Below are 17088 nucleotides of genomic sequence, written 5' to 3'. Positions count from 1 at the left end.
CCCGCGGACACTTCGGCCGCTACATCTGGAATGCCTTGAAAAGGGATAAGGAATGATCGGCGAGACCTTCGATGACTATCTTGACGAGACGGGCAACATCAGGATCCCTGGTGGTCAAACCCTGATCGACTTCCTGGACAAGCACACCGCGGAAAACGGTGACGAGCTCGCGTACCGCTACATCGACTACTCCCGCGAGCGCGACGGCGAATACCTCGACCTCACCTGGAATCAGTTCAGCACCAGGCTGCGCGCGGTCGCGGCCCGGTTGCAGCAGGTGGCGGCACCGGGCGACAGGGTGGCGATCCTCGCGCCACAGGGCCTGGACTACGTCGTGTCCATCTTCGCGGCGGTGGCCGCGGGCAATATCGCGGTCCCGCTGTTCGATCCGGACGAGGCGGGCCACACCGACCGGCTGCACGCGGTGCTCGGCGACTGCACCCCGACGGCCATCCTCACGGTGGGCACTGCGGCCGGTGGCGTACGGGACCTGTTCCGGCAGCTACCTGCCACGCGCAGGCCGCGCATCATCGCGGTCGACGCGCTGCCCGACAGCGTCAGCGCCGGGTACGTGCGCCCGCACATCGACATCGATGACGTGGCCTATCTGCAGTACACCTCCGGATCCACCAGGGTTCCGGCCGGGGTGGAGATCACCCACCGCGCGGTGGGCACCAACCTGCTGCAGATGATCGACGCCATCGGCATCACCGAGAAGGCGCGCGGGGTCACCTGGTTGCCGATGTTCCACGATATGGGTCTGCTGTGCGTGATCCTGCCCATGATGGGCGGCAAATTCATCACCATCATGTCGCCGAGCGCCTTCGTGCGCAGGCCCTCGCGCTGGATCCGGGAGTTGGCGGCGCAGGCCGACGGTGCCGAGATCTACTCGGCCGCACCGAATTTCGCCTACGAGCATGCGGCGGCGCGCGGAATGCCCAAGGCGGGGGCCACCCTGGACCTGTCCAATGTGATCGGGTTGATCAATGGCAGCGAGCCGGTGTCGGTGGCCTCGATGAAGAAGTTCAACGAGGCGTTCGCACCCTACGGTCTGCCCAAGACGGCCATCAAGCCCTGCTACGGCATGGCCGAGGCGACGCTGTTCGTCTCCGCCACGAAACGCGACGACGAGGCGAAATTCGTCTACGTCGACCGGAACCGGCTCAATGCCGGGCGCATGGTCGAGGTCGATCAGCACGCGGAAGCCGCGGTGGCGCAGGTGTCGTGCGGATACGTGTCGCTGTCGCAGTGGGCCGCCATCGTCGATCCGGCCACCGGGGTCGAGCGACCCGACGGGCAGGTCGGCGAGATCTGGTTGCACGGCAAGAATATCGGCCGCGGATATTGGGGCAGGTCGGTCGATTCCGAGGCCACCTTCCGGGCGAAATTGCGGACCCGTCAGGAACACAGCCACGCCGAGGGCGCCGATCCGCAGGCGAATTGGATGCGCACCGGCGACTACGGCTGCTATCTCGACGGCGAGCTGTACATCACCGGTCGGGTCAAGGATCTGGTGATCGTGGACGGCCGCAATCACTATCCGCAGGATCTGGAGCTGTCGGCACAGGAATCGAGCACCGCGCTGCGGCCCGGTTTCGTGGCGGCCTTCTCGGTGCCCGCCAACCAGTTGCCGTCCTCGGTCTTCGAACAGGGCAGCCACTCCGGGCTGCGCTTCGATCCGCGCGACACCTCCGAACAACTGGTGATGGTGGCCGAACGGGGCACGGGCGCGGGCAAATTGGATCCGGGACCGATCGCCGACACGGTGCGCGCGGCCATCGCGGTGCGCCACGGGGTCACCGTGCGCGACCTGCTGCTGGTCCCCGCCGGATCGATTCCGCGCACCTCGAGCGGCAAGATCGCCCGCCGCGCGTGCCGGGCCGCGTATCTGGAGGGCACGCTGCGCGGCGGCTATCAGCAGCAGGCATTTCCGGATGTGGCGCAAGCCTGAACGCCGACGGGGCGGCGCCGGAATCCGGTGCCGCCCCGCCGGTTGCCCGCCTGGCCGACGAATGGCGTTGGTTCAGTGCTGCCCGATGCGGTGCACCGGCCCGTGCGCCTCGGCGCAGTGCTCGTCGCGCTCGTGTTCGGTCGCCGCCTCGTCGGTGTGGTCGACCTGAAGTGTCGTGTGGGTGATGCCGAATTCGTGCTCGAGAATGTCCTCGAAGCGCTGCCGCAGACCGTGGCAGTCGGCGTGGCTGCGCACCAGCACATGGGCCGACAGGGCCGGGCTGCCCGAGGTGATCTGCCAGATGTGCAGGTCGTGCACCTCGTCCACACCCTCGATACCGGCCAGCTTGCGGCCGACGGCGTCCGGGTCGACGCCCGCGGGCGCGGCCTCCAGGAAGATTCGACCGGATTCGCGGACCAGACCGTAGCCCGCCTTCACCATGAGCACCACCACGATCAGCGAGGCGATGGCGTCGGCCCTGGCGAATCCGGTGAGCAGGACGACGACGCCCGCCACGGCGGTGGCGATGAAGCCGTACAGGTCATTGAGCACGTGCTGGAACGCGCCCTCCACATTCAGGCTGGACCGATTGGCCTTGCTCAATGCCCAACTGGCCAGCACATTGATCACGATGCCCGCGAGCGCGGTGATCACCACCAGCCCGCCGGTGACCTCGGGCGGGGAGATCAGCCTGCGCACCGACTCGTAGGTCAGCCAGGCGGCGAGCAGCAGCAGCGTCAGCCCGTTGGCTTGGGCCGACAGGATCTCGGCCCGCTTGTAGCCGTAGGTGTACTTGCCCCTGGCCGGGCGGGCGGCGAGACGGATGGCGGTCAGCGCGAGCACGATCGAGGCCGCGTCGGTGAGCATATGCGCGGCGTCGGAGATCAACGCCAGCGAATTGGCCAGGATGCCGATGACCACCTCGACCGCCATGAACCCGGTGATGAGCACCAGGCCGATGGTCAGCCAGCGCTTGTCCGCATCGGCGGAGACGCCGTGGCTGTGGCCGTGGTCGTGCCCGTGCTCATCGTGCCCGTGGTCGTGTCCCATGGCGCGCCTGCTCCTGTCCTCGTGTGCCGCGTCCCGGTCTCAATATATGCGCATGTACGCATCTATTGGTGAGCATAGTCCAACCGGCAGGGGAGGTGGCGAGCCAGGTTCGTGACTTGAATCACGCGAAGGGCGGTAGCGATGACGCCGTGAATCTGAGCGAAGTCCTGTGACGAAGACCTGTTCGGCGGGACGGGCGCGGTTCGGCGATAATCCGTGGATGCGGCCTGCGGCACTGCTGTTCGATGTACAGGGAACGGCGACGGATTTCTTCGGCACGGTAGGGGAGGCGACGGCTCGGATCATCGGCGACCGGGCCGGATTCGATCGCGCGGAGTTCGTAAACCGTTGGCGGAGCGCCTATTCCGCCGCGCTGCGCGAGCCGGTGCCGGAGTCGGGATGGCGCACCGTGCATTCCATCTATCGTGCCGGGTTGGACGAACTGCTGGGCGAATACGGTATCGAGTTGACCGAGGCGAGTCGCGAGGAACTGACGGCATCATGGCGCGAGCTCGCGCCCTGGCCGGATACCGTGCCCGGATTGCATCGGATGCGCGAGCATTTCGTGCTCGCGACGCTGTCCAATGCCGATGTGTCCTCGGTCGTGAATATCACCGCGCGCGGTGATCTGCCGTGGCACGCGGTCTTCACCGCCGAGATGGGCGGGGCCTTCAAACCCGATCCGGCCTGCTATCTGCTGGCCGCCCGCTATCTCGGGCTCGCGCCGGACCGAATCATGATGGTGGCCAGTCACAAATACGATATTCGGGCCGCCGCGAGCCTGGGACTGCGCACCGCGTTCGTCGCGCGCCCGCGCGAATTCGGTGATCCCGCGCTGGCCGATACGGAATTCAGCGACGAGTTCGATATCAACGCCCGCGACTTCCTGGATCTGGCCGATCAGCTGGGGGCCTGATCCTGCGCCGAATCCGCGTCGGCGACACGGGCAAATCCTGACTGATCTGAATGAACGCGATGTTCCGGCTCCGCGACCGGCCACCAAAGGGCCGGGCAAGGTGGCCCGTGCCGTGGCGGCAGAGCATTTTGCTCAACGTGCACTGATAGTCGATTTCCGACGAAAGGTGTCGCATTGCGGGCGAGGTGGGACCACAATCGTGCGGGTGCCGAGAGTCGACTACTTCGATGACGAGAACGCGCCCGCCGCGACCGGGCGCAGCCCCGGCGTTGTGGCGGCGGTGCGGGACGCTGTGGGACGGTTGTTGCTGACTCGCCGCTGTGACAACGGTCTGTGGGTGCTGCCCGGCGGCAAGCTCGAGTTGGGGGAGACGATCGCCGAGGCAGCGGTGCGGGAGGTGTGGGAGGAGGCCGGGGTGCGGGTCACGGTGACCGGGTTCGCCGGAATCTACACCGACCCGGGGCATGTCATCGTTTACGACAACGGCCCGGCAGGGATGGTCGCGTTGCAGGAGTTCTCGGTGTGCCTGCATGCTCGCCACGTTTCCGGTAGCGCCCATGCCGACGGCGAGGAGACTTCCGAGGTGCGGTGGGTGGACCCCGGTGACCTGGCGGGTCTGGATCTGCATCCGGTGATGCGCAAGCGCATCGACGATGTGCTCGGTCCGGTGGCGACGATCGCGTGAACGCCCGGCTTCGGCTCGGGAGCGGGATGGTCAGAACAGGTCGGGGAGCCAGGGTTCATGGTCGGCGGTGATCGCGAGCACGGCCGCCAGCAGCGGCGGGTCGTCGGTGTGCAGACCGTCGAAGCGGGCGGTGGTCACGCTGCGGTAGCCACCTGCGTACCAGATTGCCATCTGCCGGGCGTCGAGACACAGGTGGGCGGGGTCCTCGGTGGGGGTGAGCACGGCCGTGCCGCCCGCGACTTCCAGCCGGTACCGGTCTCCCTGCTGGTGCGGGTGATCCGGAAGCGCGAGCACGACGTCGAGTTCGTGATTGTGGGGCCATCCGCGTTGGGAGACGGCGGCGACCGGGTCTAGCAAGCGCAGCATCCAGGGAGGGGCGCAGGTGAGGTCGACGCGGTAGCGGTGCAGTCCGTGCAGTAGCAGCCGGTGGTGCGGGAGTACTCCTCGCCTGAAGACGACAGTGTCGCAGCGGCTGTGATGGCTGCCCAGGAAGGCGAGCATCGCGTGCGCGGCCGAGGTGTCGGCAGCCCAGAATTCGTGGACCACCGCTACGGATCCGCGTTGTGAGTGCTGGTCGAAGGCGAGTGACAACAGCCCGTGCGGGGTGCTGTCGTGGCGATGGAACTGGTAGCTGATCAGGTCGAGGTGGGTGTGTTTCCATTCCCACCACCAGCCGGGCCGGCATACGGGACCGTTCCATGCGGCGGCCAGTCGGTGCTGTGCCTGGGTCGCGGCAGCGGTGACGGGTGTGGCGTGGACGATGTCGTAGCCGTTGCCCGAGGTGTAGGAGGCGCGCAGGTCGTCGGTGGCGACCTGGTGGGCGGTGACCTCGGTGGGCGCTTGCCAGCCCAAGTGGCGCGCGTAGCGGTTGGATGTCGTCCAGATCGTCGCGACAGCGGCGGTGTTGATCGCCCGCACGGCGTCCAGGCGTGCGGACATCAGTTCGGCGGCGAGCCGGGTGCCGCGTTCCTCGGGAGCGACACAGCCCACGCCCAGACAGGCTGCGGGAACAGGTCGTCCGCCGAAGAACTGGGGGACCGCCCATCCGAGCCCGCCCGCGATCACTCGACCGTCTCGCACCGCGACGCGGGTCACCGCGTGGCGCGCGGACATTGCCATATCCGGCACGGGGTGCCCGAAGCAGCGGATCACCAGCGTGGTGTAGTCGCGGCGCTGAGTGTCGCTGGGGGCTGTGAACTCGACATCGCTCATGGTGGCAGTGTCCTTCGGTTCAATAGTCGGCGGCCGCGCGCACGGCACCGGGGTCGGCGGGGACGAGGAAGCTGCGCTCGTAGCGCAGCACGCAGTCACCGGTCTGTTTGAATCCTCGTGTCGCGCATGTGATCACGCCCAGGTGCGGGCGGGAACCGGACAGGCGTGCGCTCAGGATCTCCGACTCCGCGTGCAGGGTGTCGCCTACGAAGACGGGGGCGGGCAGGGTGATGTGCCGCCATTCCAGATTCGCGACGGTGAGCCCCGAGGTGAATCGGGTGGACATGCCTCCGATCAGGCACAGCGTGATCAGGCTGCACACCAGCGGTTGGCCCCATTGGGAGGACCGCGCGAATTCGTGATCGAGGTGTATGGGCACCTGGTTGCCGATGAACGTGCCCATCAGCACGACATCGGCGTCGGTGACGGTGCGGGCGGGGCGATGCTCGAGGATCATCCCCGGCATGAAATCGGTGACACCACCACCGATGTTCTCCCGGAACCGGTTCGAGCTCAGCCGACGGAACGCGGGCGGGGCCGCGATCTCTACGGGGCGTGCGGAGGCAGGATCGTTCATCGGGCGGTTCCTGTGTCGGCGGTCGTGGTGTCGCGGGATGTGGAGTCGGGCGCGGATGTTGCTGCTGGCTCGGCGAAGGAAGCCAGCAGCGCGCGGGCGGCGGCGAAGAACGGCGGACCCACCATCTGCCCATCCACCACGGCAATCCGGTCGCCACCAGCGTCCGCGGCCTCTGCGACGGTGCGCGCGTGGGCCAGTTCCTCCGCTGTTGGGGAGAACACGGTATTGATCACCGGTACCTGGGTCGGGTGGACCGCGATCTTGCCGCCGAATCCGAGCACTCGCGCCGCGTGCGCCTCGGCGCGAAGGCCGTCGATGTCGGGCAGGTCGAAGAACGGCGAGTCCAGGGCCACGATCCCGCGCGCGGCAGCGGCGGTCACGATCTGTGATCGGGCGAACAGCAGCGGCTCCCACGTCCGGGCGCAGCCGGTCGCACGGGCGTAGTCGGCCGCGCCGAAGCACAATGCGGTCACCTGCGGGTGGTCGGCGATCCGGGCCAGGGCCGCCAGGCCACGCGGTGTCTCGACCAGCGCCCATAGCTGAACCGGTGGACCTGTTTCCGCCAATACCGCCGCTACCAGCGCCAGATCCGCGCGTGATTCGGTTTTGGGGACCAGCACGATATCGGGGCGCGGGGCGTAGGCCGCCACCGCCAGCAGATCCCGCAAGCCGTCGCGGCTGGTCGGCGCGTTGATGCGGATCGCCCGACCGGCGCCGTCCGCCGTGTCTGCGGCGAAAAAGCGGGCGGCGCTCGCACGGGCGCACGCTTTGCTCACAGCGGGCACCGAGTCCTCCAGATCGACCAGCCCGATATCGGCTCCCACGCGCGCCGCTCGCGCAAATCGGCCCGTAGCCGTGGCGGGCGTGCACAGGACCGAGCGGTGCCGGAAAGAGAGAGCATTCATCGGGCGGCCTCCTGATCGAGATGCGGTCCTACCACCGGCAGCGCGACGCGGGCACCAGCGATATCGGTCAGGTCCGCGATGTCCGGCAGCGCCAGCCGGGCGCGGGTGGGCACGAACGCCTCGGCCGCCCCGACACGACCCTGCGCGCCTCGCACCGTGGCCAGCGCGGATATCGCCGCCAGATCCACGCGCGCCGACCCGAGCACCTGAGATCGGTGCTCCCGCAACAGATCCAGCTTGTCGGCCACCACACCGGTCACCTCGGCGAAGAGTGTTGGCGCGAATCCGAGCGTGGTGGGCGACTCGTAGTGCAGCACCTGCGAATGCGCGCGGGCCGCCGCGACCGTCGCTTCCGCCGCGGCACGGTGGTCCTGGTGTGAATCCTCACGGGCGTGCGTGAGCACGATCCGCGCGGCGGCGACCGCGATGATCGCCTCCAATCGGCCGATCACCTCGGTGGTGGCCGCCAACCGCCCGTCCGGATACCCGAGCATGATCAGCGTCGCCCCGAGTCGCGTTGCCGCGCACCGTTGTTCGGCCGCGCGGACGCCGACGCCGCCGGGACCGCGCGAGCCGTCGGTCATCACGACGACCGTGACGGGCAGTCCCGCCCGGCGGGCGAGCAGCAGGGTGGCTCCACAACCGAGTTCGACATCATCGGGATGGGCGCCGATAGCGAGAAGGCTCATGGACGGACTCCCCTCATCCGTGGCGACCCCCGCCACGAACATCGAATAATACTAGGATTATTATCGCAGATTCGTTGCCGCAGGCACTAAGAAATAGACCTAGGAATAATGTTGTCGGCATACGGCAGGCCGACAGACTCCAGGAAAGGAGGAGCCCTCCAGTGGCACCCCGATACCGTGAGATCGCCGACGAACTGCGCGAGGCCATCTACCGGGGCGACTACCGGCCCGGCGATCTACTGCCCTCCGGCGAGGAACTGTCCCGCCGCCACGGCATCTCGAGGGAAACCGCCTCCAAGGTCCACCGGCTGCTCGCCCAGGAAGGGCTCGCTGACGCCGTACGACGCGGCGGCACCCGCGTACGCATCAACCCGCCCCGCCGCCTTATCACCCGCGATCGCAAGGCATACCGCGACGAAATCGGATACTTCTTCGATACCGCCGCCCAGAACTGGCGCGCCCTCGGCCCCGTACGCATCGCCCGCGTCCCGGCCCCCTGGGACGTCGCGCCACTGCTCGGCATCGAACCCGGAACCGAAGTGCTCATTCGCGACCGCGTCATCGGTGACCCCGGCACCGGCACCGTTCATCAACTCACCGCCAGCTATCTGCCCCTGGCCCTGGTCGCTGAACTCCCGATTCTCGAAGCCACCGACACCGGCCCTGGTGGCATCTACGACCGCCTCGAAGAAGCCGGCCACGGACCCCTGACCTGGCACGAGTATCTGACCGCCCGCGCGGCGAGCGCGCACGAAACCGAGGCGTTCGGGCTCCGAGCCGGAGTGCCCGTGCAAAGGCTCATCCGCACCAGCACCGACCCCGGCGGACTCGTCTGCGAGGTCAATGCCATCAGCCTGCCCGCCGACCGCGTCGAGATCGGATACCGCATCGAACGCGACACCACCGCAATCCACGCCGGACCTTGACCGCAGAACTGTCCGATGGATCCGGGCGCCTCAGGTGCACCGTGCATTCCATCTATCGTGCCGGGTTGGACGAACTGCTGGGCGAATACGGTATCGAGTTGACCGAGGCGAGTCGCGAGGAACTGACGGCATCATGGCGCGAGCTCGCGCCCTGGCCGGATACCGTGCCCGGATTGCATCGGCTGCGCGAGCATTTCGTGCTCGCGACGCTGTCCAATGCCGATGTGTCCTCGGTCGTGAATATCACCGCGCGCGGTGATCTGCCGTGGCACGCGGTCTTCACCGCCGAGATGGTCGGGGCCTTCAAACCCGATCCGGCCTGCTATCTGCTGGCCGCCCGCTATCTCGGGCTCGCGCCGGACCGAATCATGATGGTGGCCAGTCACAAATACGATATTCGGGCCGCCGCGAGCCTGGGACTGCGCACCGCGTTCGTCGCGCGCCCGCGCGAATTCGGTGATCCCGCGCTGGCCGATACGGAATTCTCCGACGAATTCGATATCAACGCCCGCGACTTCCTGGATCTGGCCGATCAGCTGGGGGCCTGATCCTGTGCCGAATCCGTCTCGGCGACACGGGCATTCGGGAACGAGATCAGGCTCGTGAGATACGGGGTGCGCGCTGCGGTGGGGGTGTTGTCCAGGTAGCGGGCCAAGACGGCGCGCAGTTCCGCGCCCAGTGCGCCGTGCTCGGCTTGGTCGAGCCACAGCACGCCCTGTCGGTAGCCGACGCGGTCGGCGTATGGGTTCGCGCCGGGGCGATCGAGATAGGCGTTGAACTCGCCGAGCAGGGTGAGCATGGCGGCGGCGAAGGCTTGGCGGTGGTCCTCGATGGACATGTCCGCGCCCGCTCGTGCATCGATGCGTGCCGAGGCGCGGCTCAGTCGGTAGAAGCGCTCGACCGCGCCGCGCACCCGACGCTCGTCCACCACGTCGAGGATGCCCCCGTCGGCCAGTAGGCCGACCTGGCGATAGACCGTGGTCTTGGGGATTTCCGGCAGGGTCGCGCACAGTTCGGCGGTGCTGCTCGGTTGACCGTCGGCCATGGCATGCACGATCCGCAGCCGCACCGGGTGCAGCAGCAGTTCGATTGGGCTGGATGCGGAGGTTCCCTTTGCGGCGGCCATGCTCCTATGGTCCCATAGTTGGTATTGTTTCCAAAAATGGAATCAATTGCTGGAACCACTGAGACCGATGCCGGGCGAACGGCTCGGTCCGACGAAATCGCACTGATCGAGAGGGATTTACCGTGGCTGGACAGACTGTGGTGCCGGGGTTGAGCGCGGCGGCGGCCCACCCCCTGACCACCCTGGACGCGAACGCATCGCTGACGGATCTGGCTTGGCTGGACGAGGTGGTAGGGCAGGCGCGGATCGTCGCGATCGGCGAGAGCGCCCACTACAACCGCGAGGCACTGCTCTTGCGGCACCGTCTGGTGCGCTACCTGGTCGAGCGGCACGGATTCGACGGGCTGGCCATCGAGAGCGGATTCGCCGAGGGGCGATCCGTCGACGATTGGGTGCGCGGCGGCGCGGCGCGGCTGGATGACATACTAGCCCAAGGGATTTCGTCGCTCATGGGTTTGTGGACCGAGACGCGCGGCCTGATCGAATGGCTGCGTGAGCGGTCGGGCGTCGGCTTCGGCGGGATCGATCTGGGCGGGTCGAATGTCTCGCTGCTGCCCGCGCTCGATGTCGCGCTCGGATATCTGGCGGTGGCCGATCCGGACTACCAGGTCGATTCGGCCCTGCGCGAGACTGCCGCCGCTTTCGCGGCGCCTTCGGCGCTGTCGCAGCTCGCGGCGATGACCGGCTACGCGGAGTTGCCCACCGAGCGGCGCGACGCCCTGACGGCAGGGCTGGGCGAGCTGACGGTCCGGTTGACCAGCATGCGTCTGGACTATGTCGCACGCACCTCCGTCGCCGCCTTCGACCGTGCCCGCCGCGCACTGGCCCAGGCATTGACCATGGACGCCGTCTTCCGTGATACGGCGCGGGGGAATATCGCGGGCGCGCTGTTCGCCCGCGACGCCGCCATGGCCGATACGGTCGAGCTGATCCTGAAGGACCGGCGGCGCATCGCCGTTGCCGCGCACAACGGTCACATTCTGCGCGCCCGGCTGTCGTTTCCCGGAATGCCGCCGAGCACCATGCTCGGTCTGCACCTGGCCGACCGGTTCGGTGCCGACTACGTGCCCATCGGCACGACCATCGGCTCCGGCCGCACCCTCACCGCGGGCGAGGGGTTCTATAGGGGCGAGATCTTCACCGATATGGACCCGGCGCGGCCGGATTGCCTGGACGCGCTCATGACCGCCACCCACGATGGTCTGTTCGGTGTGAACCTGCGCGGACTGTCTGCGGCGGACCTCGCCGCAGTCCGGGCGGCGGGTGAGCAGCGTTTCGGCAACGTTTACGCCGAGGTGGACGCTGCCGCGGCCTACGACGCCGTTATCCATCTGCCGACGCTGACGGCCGCGACTCCCGACGCGGGCGCGATCGCCGCTGCCCCGCCGGAAGTGCGCGAATTCTTCGCGGCCTGGTCCGGTCGCTGACGTGCGTGGCGGCGCGGATCGGATCCGCGTCGCCACGCGATGAAACGCTATGCGTCCGTACGTGGTTCGCTGACCGTCGGCCTACGGCGTGCACAAGGCGAAGCCGCACCGGACGCAGCCGTGATTCAGCCAGTTTTGGGTCAGGAGTTCCCTACGCGACCTCCGCGCTCCTATGATTCGGACATTTGGAACCTGTTCCAAAATAGTACCGATCGGTTTGAAAAATACTGGTCGGAACCGAGGAGTCCGGTGCCGTACGAACAGTTCGGCGTTGACCGGATCGCACTGAGCGAGAGGGATTTACCTTGGCTGGACACACTGTGGTGTCGGGGTTGAGCGCAGCGGCGGTACATCCGCTGACCACCCTGGACCCGACCGCGCCACTGACGGATCTGGCATGGCTGGACGAGGTGGTGGGGCAGGCGCGCATCGTCGGGATCGGCGAGAGCTCCCACCTCAATCGCGAGGCGTTGCTCTGGCGGCACCGGTTGGTGCGCTACCTGGTCGAGCGGCACGGATTCGACGCGGTGGCCATCGAAAGCGGTTTCGCCGACGGGCGATCCGTGGACGACTGGGTCCGCGGCGGCACGGCGCGGCTCGATGAGCTGTTGGCTCAGGGCATTTCATCGTTCATGGGTCTGTGGACCGAGACGCGCGGCCTGATCGAATGGTTGCGCGAGCGTTCAGGTGTCAGCTTCGACGGGATCGATCTGGGCGGGTCGAATGTCTCGGCGCTGCCCGCGCTCGATGCCGCACTCGCCTATCTGGCGGTCGCCGATCCGGACTACCAGGTCGACCCGGCCCTGCGTGAGATCGCCACCGCCTTCGGCGCACCCTCGGTGCTCTCCTTGGCTGCGGCGTTGACCACTTATGCGGAGCTACCGACCGAGCGGCGCGATGCCCTCACCGCCGGGCTCGCGGAGTTGACGATCCGGTTCACGAGCCTGCGCCTGAACTATGTCGAGCGCACCTCCGTCCCGGCGTTCGACCGCGCCCGACGCGCGCTGGCTCAGGCGCTGACCGTGGACGCCATCTTCCGTGACTCGGCGCGCGGAGGTGGGCTGACGAGTGTGCTGTTCGCACGCGACGCCGCCATGGCCGATACGGTCGAACTGATCCTGAAGGACCGGCGGCGCGTTGCCGTCGCCGCGCACAATGCGCACATCTTGCGCGGTCGGGCGGCCATTGCCGATACCCCGTCGAGTACCATGCTCGGCCTACACCTGGTCGACCGGTTCGGTGCGGACTATGTGCCCATTGGCACCACCATGGGCTCCGGACGCACCTTCGCCAATGGCCGCCCCTGTGGTGCGGGCGAGATCTTCTTCGACCTCGAACCGGCGCGGCCGGATTGCCTGGACGCGCTCATGACCGCCACCCACGACGGACTGTTCGGCGTGAACCTGCGCGGATTGTCCGCAGCGGACCGCGCCGCCGTCCAGGGTGCCGGTGAGCAGCGTGTCGGCTTCCACTATGTGCAGGTGGATGCGCTCGCGGCCTACGACGCCCTTATCCATCTGCCGACGATGACGGCCGCCACACCCGACGTTGGTGCTATCGCCGCTTCCCCGCTGGAGGTGCGCGAATTCTTCGCGGGCTGGACCTCGGGTCGCTGACGCGCAAGGGCGGCGCGGAAGCGGATCCGCGCCGCCCTGCAATGAAACGCTATGCGCCCGTGGGCGGTTCGCCGACCTTCACATTGGTGTCGATCAGGCCGAACACCTCGCCCTGCGGTGCGCGCACCACGATCATGCGGCCGAAGGGGCTGTCGCTGGGACCCATCAGGGTCGACGCGCCGAGTTCGGCGGCGCGGGTGCCGCCGGAGTCGACACCGTCGTACTGGAACCAGGTCATCCAGTAGGACATCTCCTCACCCGGCATCTTGCTGGAATCCATCACGCCGCCGACCGGGTGATCGACGTCGGGCGGGGTGAAGACGCTGTAGCCCATGTTCTCGTCGCCGATTTCGGTATAGGACCAGCCGTACACCTTGCGATAGAACTCCTGCGCGGGCTGGTAGCCGACGGTGTGCAGTTCGTTCCAGCAGATGGTGCCGTGCTCGTTGAACACGCCCACACCGGTATGCGCCCTGGCCTCCCACACGCCGAAGACGCCGCCGGTGGGATCGGCGGCCACGAACATCCGGCCCACATCCATCACGTCGAAAGGCGGCATGAACGTCTGGCCGCCCGACGCGCTCACCTTGCCCGCGATGTCATCGGCCTTCTCCGCCGCGAGGTAGGTGGTCCACGCCGAAGGCATGGGCATGCCCTCGGGCTTGGGGCCGATGCCCGCCACGGCCTTGCCGTTGCGCATGGCCATCAGATATCCGCCCGCTTCCGGCGGGCTGTCCATGATCTCCCAGCCGAAGAGGTTCGCGTAGAACTCGCGGGCCTTGCCGGTGTCGTCGACCTGACAGTCGACCCAGCAGGGTGTGCCCTGCGGCCAAGCGGTGTCACGAGTGGGCATGGTGTGTCCTTCCTGGATTAGGTAGGCTTTTCCGCCTCTCCGCGATTTTGCCGGTCGTGGGTGCCTCTACTCTCGGCAATCGGGCCTGCGGTTAGGTTCTTCTGAAGTTTTGGACGTGCCCGATGAGTTACCCGGATCTCGCGAAATCAGTGGTCACGTTACTCGCCGCCGCCCGCGCACGCTACGAATGAGGCTCGCCGCGGTCCGCCGCGACTTTGCCGCCTGCTTTCCCAATACTGATGCAGGGCAGCCGGCCGGGTCCGTAGGCTGGTCGGAACCGAGTGAGGTTTCGAATCCCATTCGAGTGGAGGGTATTTCGTGACTGGAACCGAGTTCTCGATCTCGGATCGTACGGCCGAGGGCGCGCTGATGGCGCGGGTAGCGGAATTACTCCCCGATTTCGCTGCGGCTGCCGCCGAATACGACGAGCGCGCCGAAATAGCGGTCGGCCATCTCGAGGCGCTGCACGCGGCGGGGGCCGATCGCGCGGCGCTGCCGGAGCGGGTGGGCGGTGGGGGGCTCGGCTACCGGGCCTTCGGTGAACTCGTGCGCATGCTTGCCAAGGCGGATCCGTCGATCGCGACAATCTGGACCATGCACGTCGGCGCCGGTGTGGCGCTGGCCGAACTCACCGCCGATACCCTCGGCCCGTTCTTCGCGGCGGAATTCCTGGCAGGACGGCGCTTCGCGAACGCGCTGTCCGAACCGGCGAGCGGCAATCGGTTCCTGAATCCGCAGCAGGAGGCGCACGCCGTCGAGGGGGGTTGGACGCTGAAGGGGGCTAAGCGCTTCGTCTCCGGGGCCGAGATCGCCGACTATCTGTTGGTGAATGCGCTGGTGGACGGTGTGCCGACCTTCTTCGGCGTGGTGCCCGACGATTCGGTCATTGTCGTCCCGATCTGGGACACCCTCGGCCTGCGCGCCACCCGCAGCCAGTTGCTGGATTTCGACGACACGGTGCTGCGCACCGAATTCCGCGGTCGCGCACCGGGTCCCGGCGATTTCGCCGTGATTCCGGCCGGATTGCCCGCGATCTCGCTCGGCATCGCGGACGCCGCACTGGACGCTCTGGTGGCGCACGCCCGTTCGCGCGTCATCTTGGGCAAGCCGCTCACGCATCAGCAGTGGGTGCAGCACGAGGTGGCCGACGTGCAGACCAAACTCGCCGCCGCGCACGCACTCTACGAACGCGGCCTCACCCAGGCCGACGCGGGTTTGCCCGCCTCCTTTCCCACGCTGGTGCGAGCCAAGTATCTGGCCAACAAGGTGGCGGTAGAAGTGGCGCAGTTGGGCGTGCGGGTGGGTGGCGCCTCGGGATACCTCAAGCGATCACCGATTCAGCGCCATCTGCGCGATGCCGAGGCCGGGCAACTCATGGCGTACTCCACCGAGGTGCTGGCGGGCGAGATCGGGCGCGAGGTGCTGGGCGTTCAGCCGGAATGAGCGCAGCGTTCAGCCTGTGTGTCAGAGTGCTTGCGCGGCAGTGAAAGACGCGATGACTGATCTCGCAAGATCCGGGTAACTTATCGGGGACGCCCAAACCCCGGAAACACCCAAACCGCAGGTCCGATTGCCAACAGCCGAGGCAGCCACGACCGGCAAGATCCCCGGAGAGGCGGACCAGCAAGAATCACGGAGAGGCGGAACAGTGCCGCAGTCGATCGATGAGTTGGCGGGCACCGCGAGGGCCGCCCGCGCGAGGCTCGCCTGGGAGGTGCAGCGGGTGGGGGCCGCGGCGGCCGGGCACTATCCGGTACTGACTCGGGCTTTGGCCGAACCGCCGCCGGGCAGTGGTTTGCGACCGGTTCTCGGCGATTTCGGGCCGCCCGGTATCGGCTACACCCTGCACGCGCTCACCGATCCGGTGCCCTTCGGTCGCGAGCGGGTCGCCCGCTACGGTCCGGTGCATTGGATGGGTGTGCTCGGTCGGCGGGTGGTCGTGGTCGCGAGTCCTGAGGCGCTGGAGGCGGTCTATCTCGACCGGAAGAAGGTGCTCTCCGCGCGGCGCGGTTGGGAGTTCCTGATCGGTCCGTTCTTCCGCGGCGGTCTGCTGCTGCGCGATTTCGACGAGCACCTGTTCCATCGGCGGATCATGCAGCAGGCGTTCACCAGGACGCGCCTGATCGGCTACCTGGAGCTGACGACGCCGCGTGTCGTCGCCGGTGTGGCCGGTTGGCGACCCGGTCCGAACTTCCGCGTCTACCGCGCCATCAAACAGTTGCTGCTCGAACAGGCCACCGAGGTGTTCGCGGGTGCGGATCTCGGGCGGGACGGCGCGCGGTTGGAGCGTGCCTTCGAGGATGCGGTGCGCGGTGGGCAGGCGCTGGTCCGGACGAATGTGCCCGGCGGGGTGTGGGCGCGCGGACTGCGCGGGCGGCGGGTGCTCGAGGAGTACTTCCGCCGCGAGTTGCCCGCCAAGCGGGCCGGGTCGGGCGCGGATTTGTTCAGTGTGCTGTGCCGGGCCGAATCCGAGGCGGGACATACGTTCTCGGATGCGGAGATCGTCGAGCACATGATCTTCGTCATGATGGCCGCGCACGACACCAGCACCATCGCCACCGCCATGCTCTGCTACGAGCTGGCCCGCCATCCGCAGTGGCAGGAGCGGTTGCGCGCGGAATCGCGCGCACTGGGCAAGGATCGACTCGACTATGCGGATCTTGACCGGCTGCCGTCGCTGGATCTGGCCTTCCGGGAGGTGCTGCGACTGTATTCGCCAGTGGCGCAGCAGGTTCGCGAGACCACCGCCGACACCGACCTGCTCGGCCACTACCTGCCCGCGGGAACGTTGATCCTGGTCGGCGCCTATCCCATGATGCGGATGGACGAATTCTGGCCCGCCGCCGCCGAATTCGATCCGGAGCGGTTCGCCGAGCCGCGCCGCGAGGACAAATCGGCGCGCTTCGCGTGGGCCGCGTTCGGCGGTGGCGCGCACAAGTGCATCGGGATGTACTTCGGCGGTATGACGGTGAAGGCGGTACTGCATCAGATGCTGCTGCGCTACCGCTGGTCGGTGCCCGCGGACTATCGGGTGCCGTTGATCTCCACCACCGGTCCGACCCCGGCCGACGGACTGCCGATAACACTGAGTCGCCTCGAGGCATAGGCCCTTGGGCCTGTGTCGGAGTCTCATCCGGCGCCTCCGCGGCCCAGCT

15 protein-coding genes and 1 pseudogene are annotated in these 17088 nt (G+C 67.6%); 9 read left to right on the top strand and 7 right to left on the bottom strand.

The features are described 5' to 3' along the window. Window positions 1-52: 52 nt before the first annotated feature. A complete protein-coding gene (fadD32, locus tag D5S18_RS03220) occupies window positions 53-1951 on the top strand; it encodes a long-chain-fatty-acid--AMP ligase FadD32 (protein WP_203236556.1) in 1899 nt (632 codons plus the stop codon). A 72-nt stretch (window positions 1952-2023) separates the two neighbouring features. On the opposite strand, the gene D5S18_RS03215 is transcribed toward fadD32, so the two are convergent. Continuing rightward, window positions 2024-3001: a cation diffusion facilitator family transporter gene (locus D5S18_RS03215; RefSeq protein ID WP_120037785.1), complete on the bottom strand. Its 978-nt coding sequence runs from the start codon at window positions 2999-3001 to the stop codon at window positions 2024-2026. Window positions 3002-3221: 220 nt separating this feature from the next. On the opposite strand from D5S18_RS03215, the gene D5S18_RS03210 reads away from it, so the two are divergent. Both D5S18_RS03210 and D5S18_RS03205 read left to right on the top strand, forming a co-directional pair. Continuing rightward, window positions 3222-3917 (top strand): haloacid dehalogenase type II, encoded by a 696-nt coding sequence (locus D5S18_RS03210; RefSeq protein ID WP_120037962.1) that lies wholly within the window; start codon window positions 3222-3224, stop codon window positions 3915-3917. 199 nt (window positions 3918-4116) lie between these two features. Continuing rightward, window positions 4117-4602 carry an NUDIX domain-containing protein gene (locus D5S18_RS03205; RefSeq protein ID WP_203236555.1) on the top strand — a complete coding sequence of 162 codons (486 nt, stop codon included), beginning with the start codon at window positions 4117-4119 and terminating at the stop codon, window positions 4600-4602. 30 nt (window positions 4603-4632) lie between these two features. Here D5S18_RS03205 and D5S18_RS03200 read toward each other — a convergent pair whose 3' ends face one another. The 4 genes from D5S18_RS03200 to D5S18_RS03185 are packed head-to-tail and all read right to left on the bottom strand — an operon-like array spanning window position 4633 to window position 7985. Further along, on the bottom strand, window positions 4633-5814 hold the full coding sequence (locus D5S18_RS03200; RefSeq protein ID WP_120037784.1) for a GNAT family N-acetyltransferase: 1182 nt from the start codon (window positions 5812-5814) through the stop codon (window positions 4633-4635). A 19-nt stretch (window positions 5815-5833) separates the two neighbouring features. Next, window positions 5834-6391 carry a MaoC family dehydratase gene (locus D5S18_RS03195; protein WP_120037783.1) on the bottom strand — a complete coding sequence of 186 codons (558 nt, stop codon included), beginning with the start codon at window positions 6389-6391 and terminating at the stop codon, window positions 5834-5836. Further along, the gene (locus tag D5S18_RS03190; protein ID WP_120037782.1) at window positions 6388-7296 is read right to left on the bottom strand and encodes an HpcH/HpaI aldolase/citrate lyase family protein; all 909 of its coding nucleotides are present in this window, start codon (window positions 7294-7296) and stop codon (window positions 6388-6390) included. Before D5S18_RS03190 ends, D5S18_RS03195 begins: the two co-directional genes overlap by 4 nt. Next, on the bottom strand, window positions 7293-7985 hold the full coding sequence (locus D5S18_RS03185; protein WP_158607785.1) for a PIG-L deacetylase family protein: 693 nt from the start codon (window positions 7983-7985) through the stop codon (window positions 7293-7295). Before D5S18_RS03185 ends, D5S18_RS03190 begins: the two co-directional genes overlap by 4 nt. 161 nt (window positions 7986-8146) lie before the next feature. On the opposite strand from D5S18_RS03185, the gene D5S18_RS03180 reads away from it, so the two are divergent. Both D5S18_RS03180 and D5S18_RS03175 read left to right on the top strand, forming a co-directional pair. Next, complete coding sequence (locus D5S18_RS03180) at window positions 8147-8911, top strand: GntR family transcriptional regulator (protein WP_203236554.1); 765 nt, start codon at window positions 8147-8149, stop codon at window positions 8909-8911. A 38-nt stretch (window positions 8912-8949) separates the two neighbouring features. Further along, window positions 8950-9459, top strand: a pseudogene (locus D5S18_RS03175) (haloacid dehalogenase type II); the annotation flags it as partial. Here D5S18_RS03175 and D5S18_RS03170 read toward each other — a convergent pair. Beyond that, on the bottom strand, window positions 9444-10037 hold the full coding sequence (locus D5S18_RS03170; RefSeq protein ID WP_120037777.1) for a helix-turn-helix domain-containing protein: 594 nt from the start codon (window positions 10035-10037) through the stop codon (window positions 9444-9446). The pseudogene D5S18_RS03175 and the gene D5S18_RS03170 sit on opposite strands and share 16 nt — an antisense overlap. Before the next feature lie 122 nt (window positions 10038-10159). On the opposite strand from D5S18_RS03170, the gene D5S18_RS03165 reads away from it, so the two are divergent. Next, on the top strand, window positions 10160-11464 hold the full coding sequence (locus D5S18_RS03165; protein ID WP_120037775.1) for an erythromycin esterase family protein: 1305 nt from the start codon (window positions 10160-10162) through the stop codon (window positions 11462-11464). A gap of 305 nt (window positions 11465-11769) precedes the next feature. Continuing rightward, window positions 11770-13080 (top strand): erythromycin esterase family protein, encoded by a 1311-nt coding sequence (locus D5S18_RS03160; RefSeq protein WP_120037774.1) that lies wholly within the window; start codon window positions 11770-11772, stop codon window positions 13078-13080. 49 nt (window positions 13081-13129) lie between these two features. On the opposite strand, the gene D5S18_RS03155 is transcribed toward D5S18_RS03160, so the two are convergent. Continuing rightward, a complete protein-coding gene (locus D5S18_RS03155; protein WP_120037772.1) occupies window positions 13130-13933 on the bottom strand; it encodes a VOC family protein in 804 nt (267 codons plus the stop codon). Window positions 13934-14251: 318 nt separating this feature from the next. On the opposite strand from D5S18_RS03155, the gene D5S18_RS03150 reads away from it, so the two are divergent. Together D5S18_RS03150 and D5S18_RS03145 are read left to right on the top strand one after the other, a co-directional pair. Continuing rightward, window positions 14252-15376: an acyl-CoA dehydrogenase family protein gene (locus D5S18_RS03150; RefSeq protein ID WP_239003496.1), complete on the top strand. Its 1125-nt coding sequence runs from the start codon at window positions 14252-14254 to the stop codon at window positions 15374-15376. A gap of 205 nt (window positions 15377-15581) precedes the next feature. Next, window positions 15582-17039, top strand: a complete 1458-nt coding sequence (locus D5S18_RS03145) for a cytochrome P450 (protein WP_439651074.1) — start codon at window positions 15582-15584, stop codon at window positions 17037-17039. Window positions 17040-17088 lie beyond the last annotated feature (49 nt).

Source organism: Nocardia panacis (assembly GCF_003598715.1).
GTDB classification, from domain to species: Bacteria; Actinomycetota; Actinomycetes; order Mycobacteriales; family Mycobacteriaceae; genus Nocardia; species Nocardia panacis.
Note: the sequence above shows the minus strand (reverse complement) of the source record. Positions and strands in the feature narration are given on the sequence as shown.

Excerpts from the sequence above, each read along its gene's own strand:
- fadD32 (WP_203236556.1), top strand. The coding sequence starts at position 53 with ATGATCGGCGAGACCTTCGATGACTATCTTGACGAGACGGGCAACATC.
- D5S18_RS03215 (WP_120037785.1), bottom strand. The coding sequence starts at position 3,001 with ATGGGACACGACCACGGGCACGATGAGCACGGGCACGACCACGGCCAC.
- D5S18_RS03210 (WP_120037962.1), top strand. The coding sequence starts at position 3,222 with ATGCGGCCTGCGGCACTGCTGTTCGATGTACAGGGAACGGCGACGGAT.
- D5S18_RS03200 (WP_120037784.1), bottom strand. The coding sequence starts at position 5,814 with ATGAGCGATGTCGAGTTCACAGCCCCCAGCGACACTCAGCGCCGCGAC.
- D5S18_RS03195 (WP_120037783.1), bottom strand. The coding sequence starts at position 6,391 with ATGAACGATCCTGCCTCCGCACGCCCCGTAGAGATCGCGGCCCCGCCC.
- D5S18_RS03190 (WP_120037782.1), bottom strand. The coding sequence starts at position 7,296 with ATGAATGCTCTCTCTTTCCGGCACCGCTCGGTCCTGTGCACGCCCGCC.
- D5S18_RS03185 (WP_158607785.1), bottom strand. The coding sequence starts at position 7,985 with ATGAGCCTTCTCGCTATCGGCGCCCATCCCGATGATGTCGAACTCGGT.
- D5S18_RS03170 (WP_120037777.1), bottom strand. The coding sequence starts at position 10,037 with ATGGCCGCCGCAAAGGGAACCTCCGCATCCAGCCCAATCGAACTGCTG.
- D5S18_RS03155 (WP_120037772.1), bottom strand. The coding sequence starts at position 13,933 with ATGCCCACTCGTGACACCGCTTGGCCGCAGGGCACACCCTGCTGGGTC.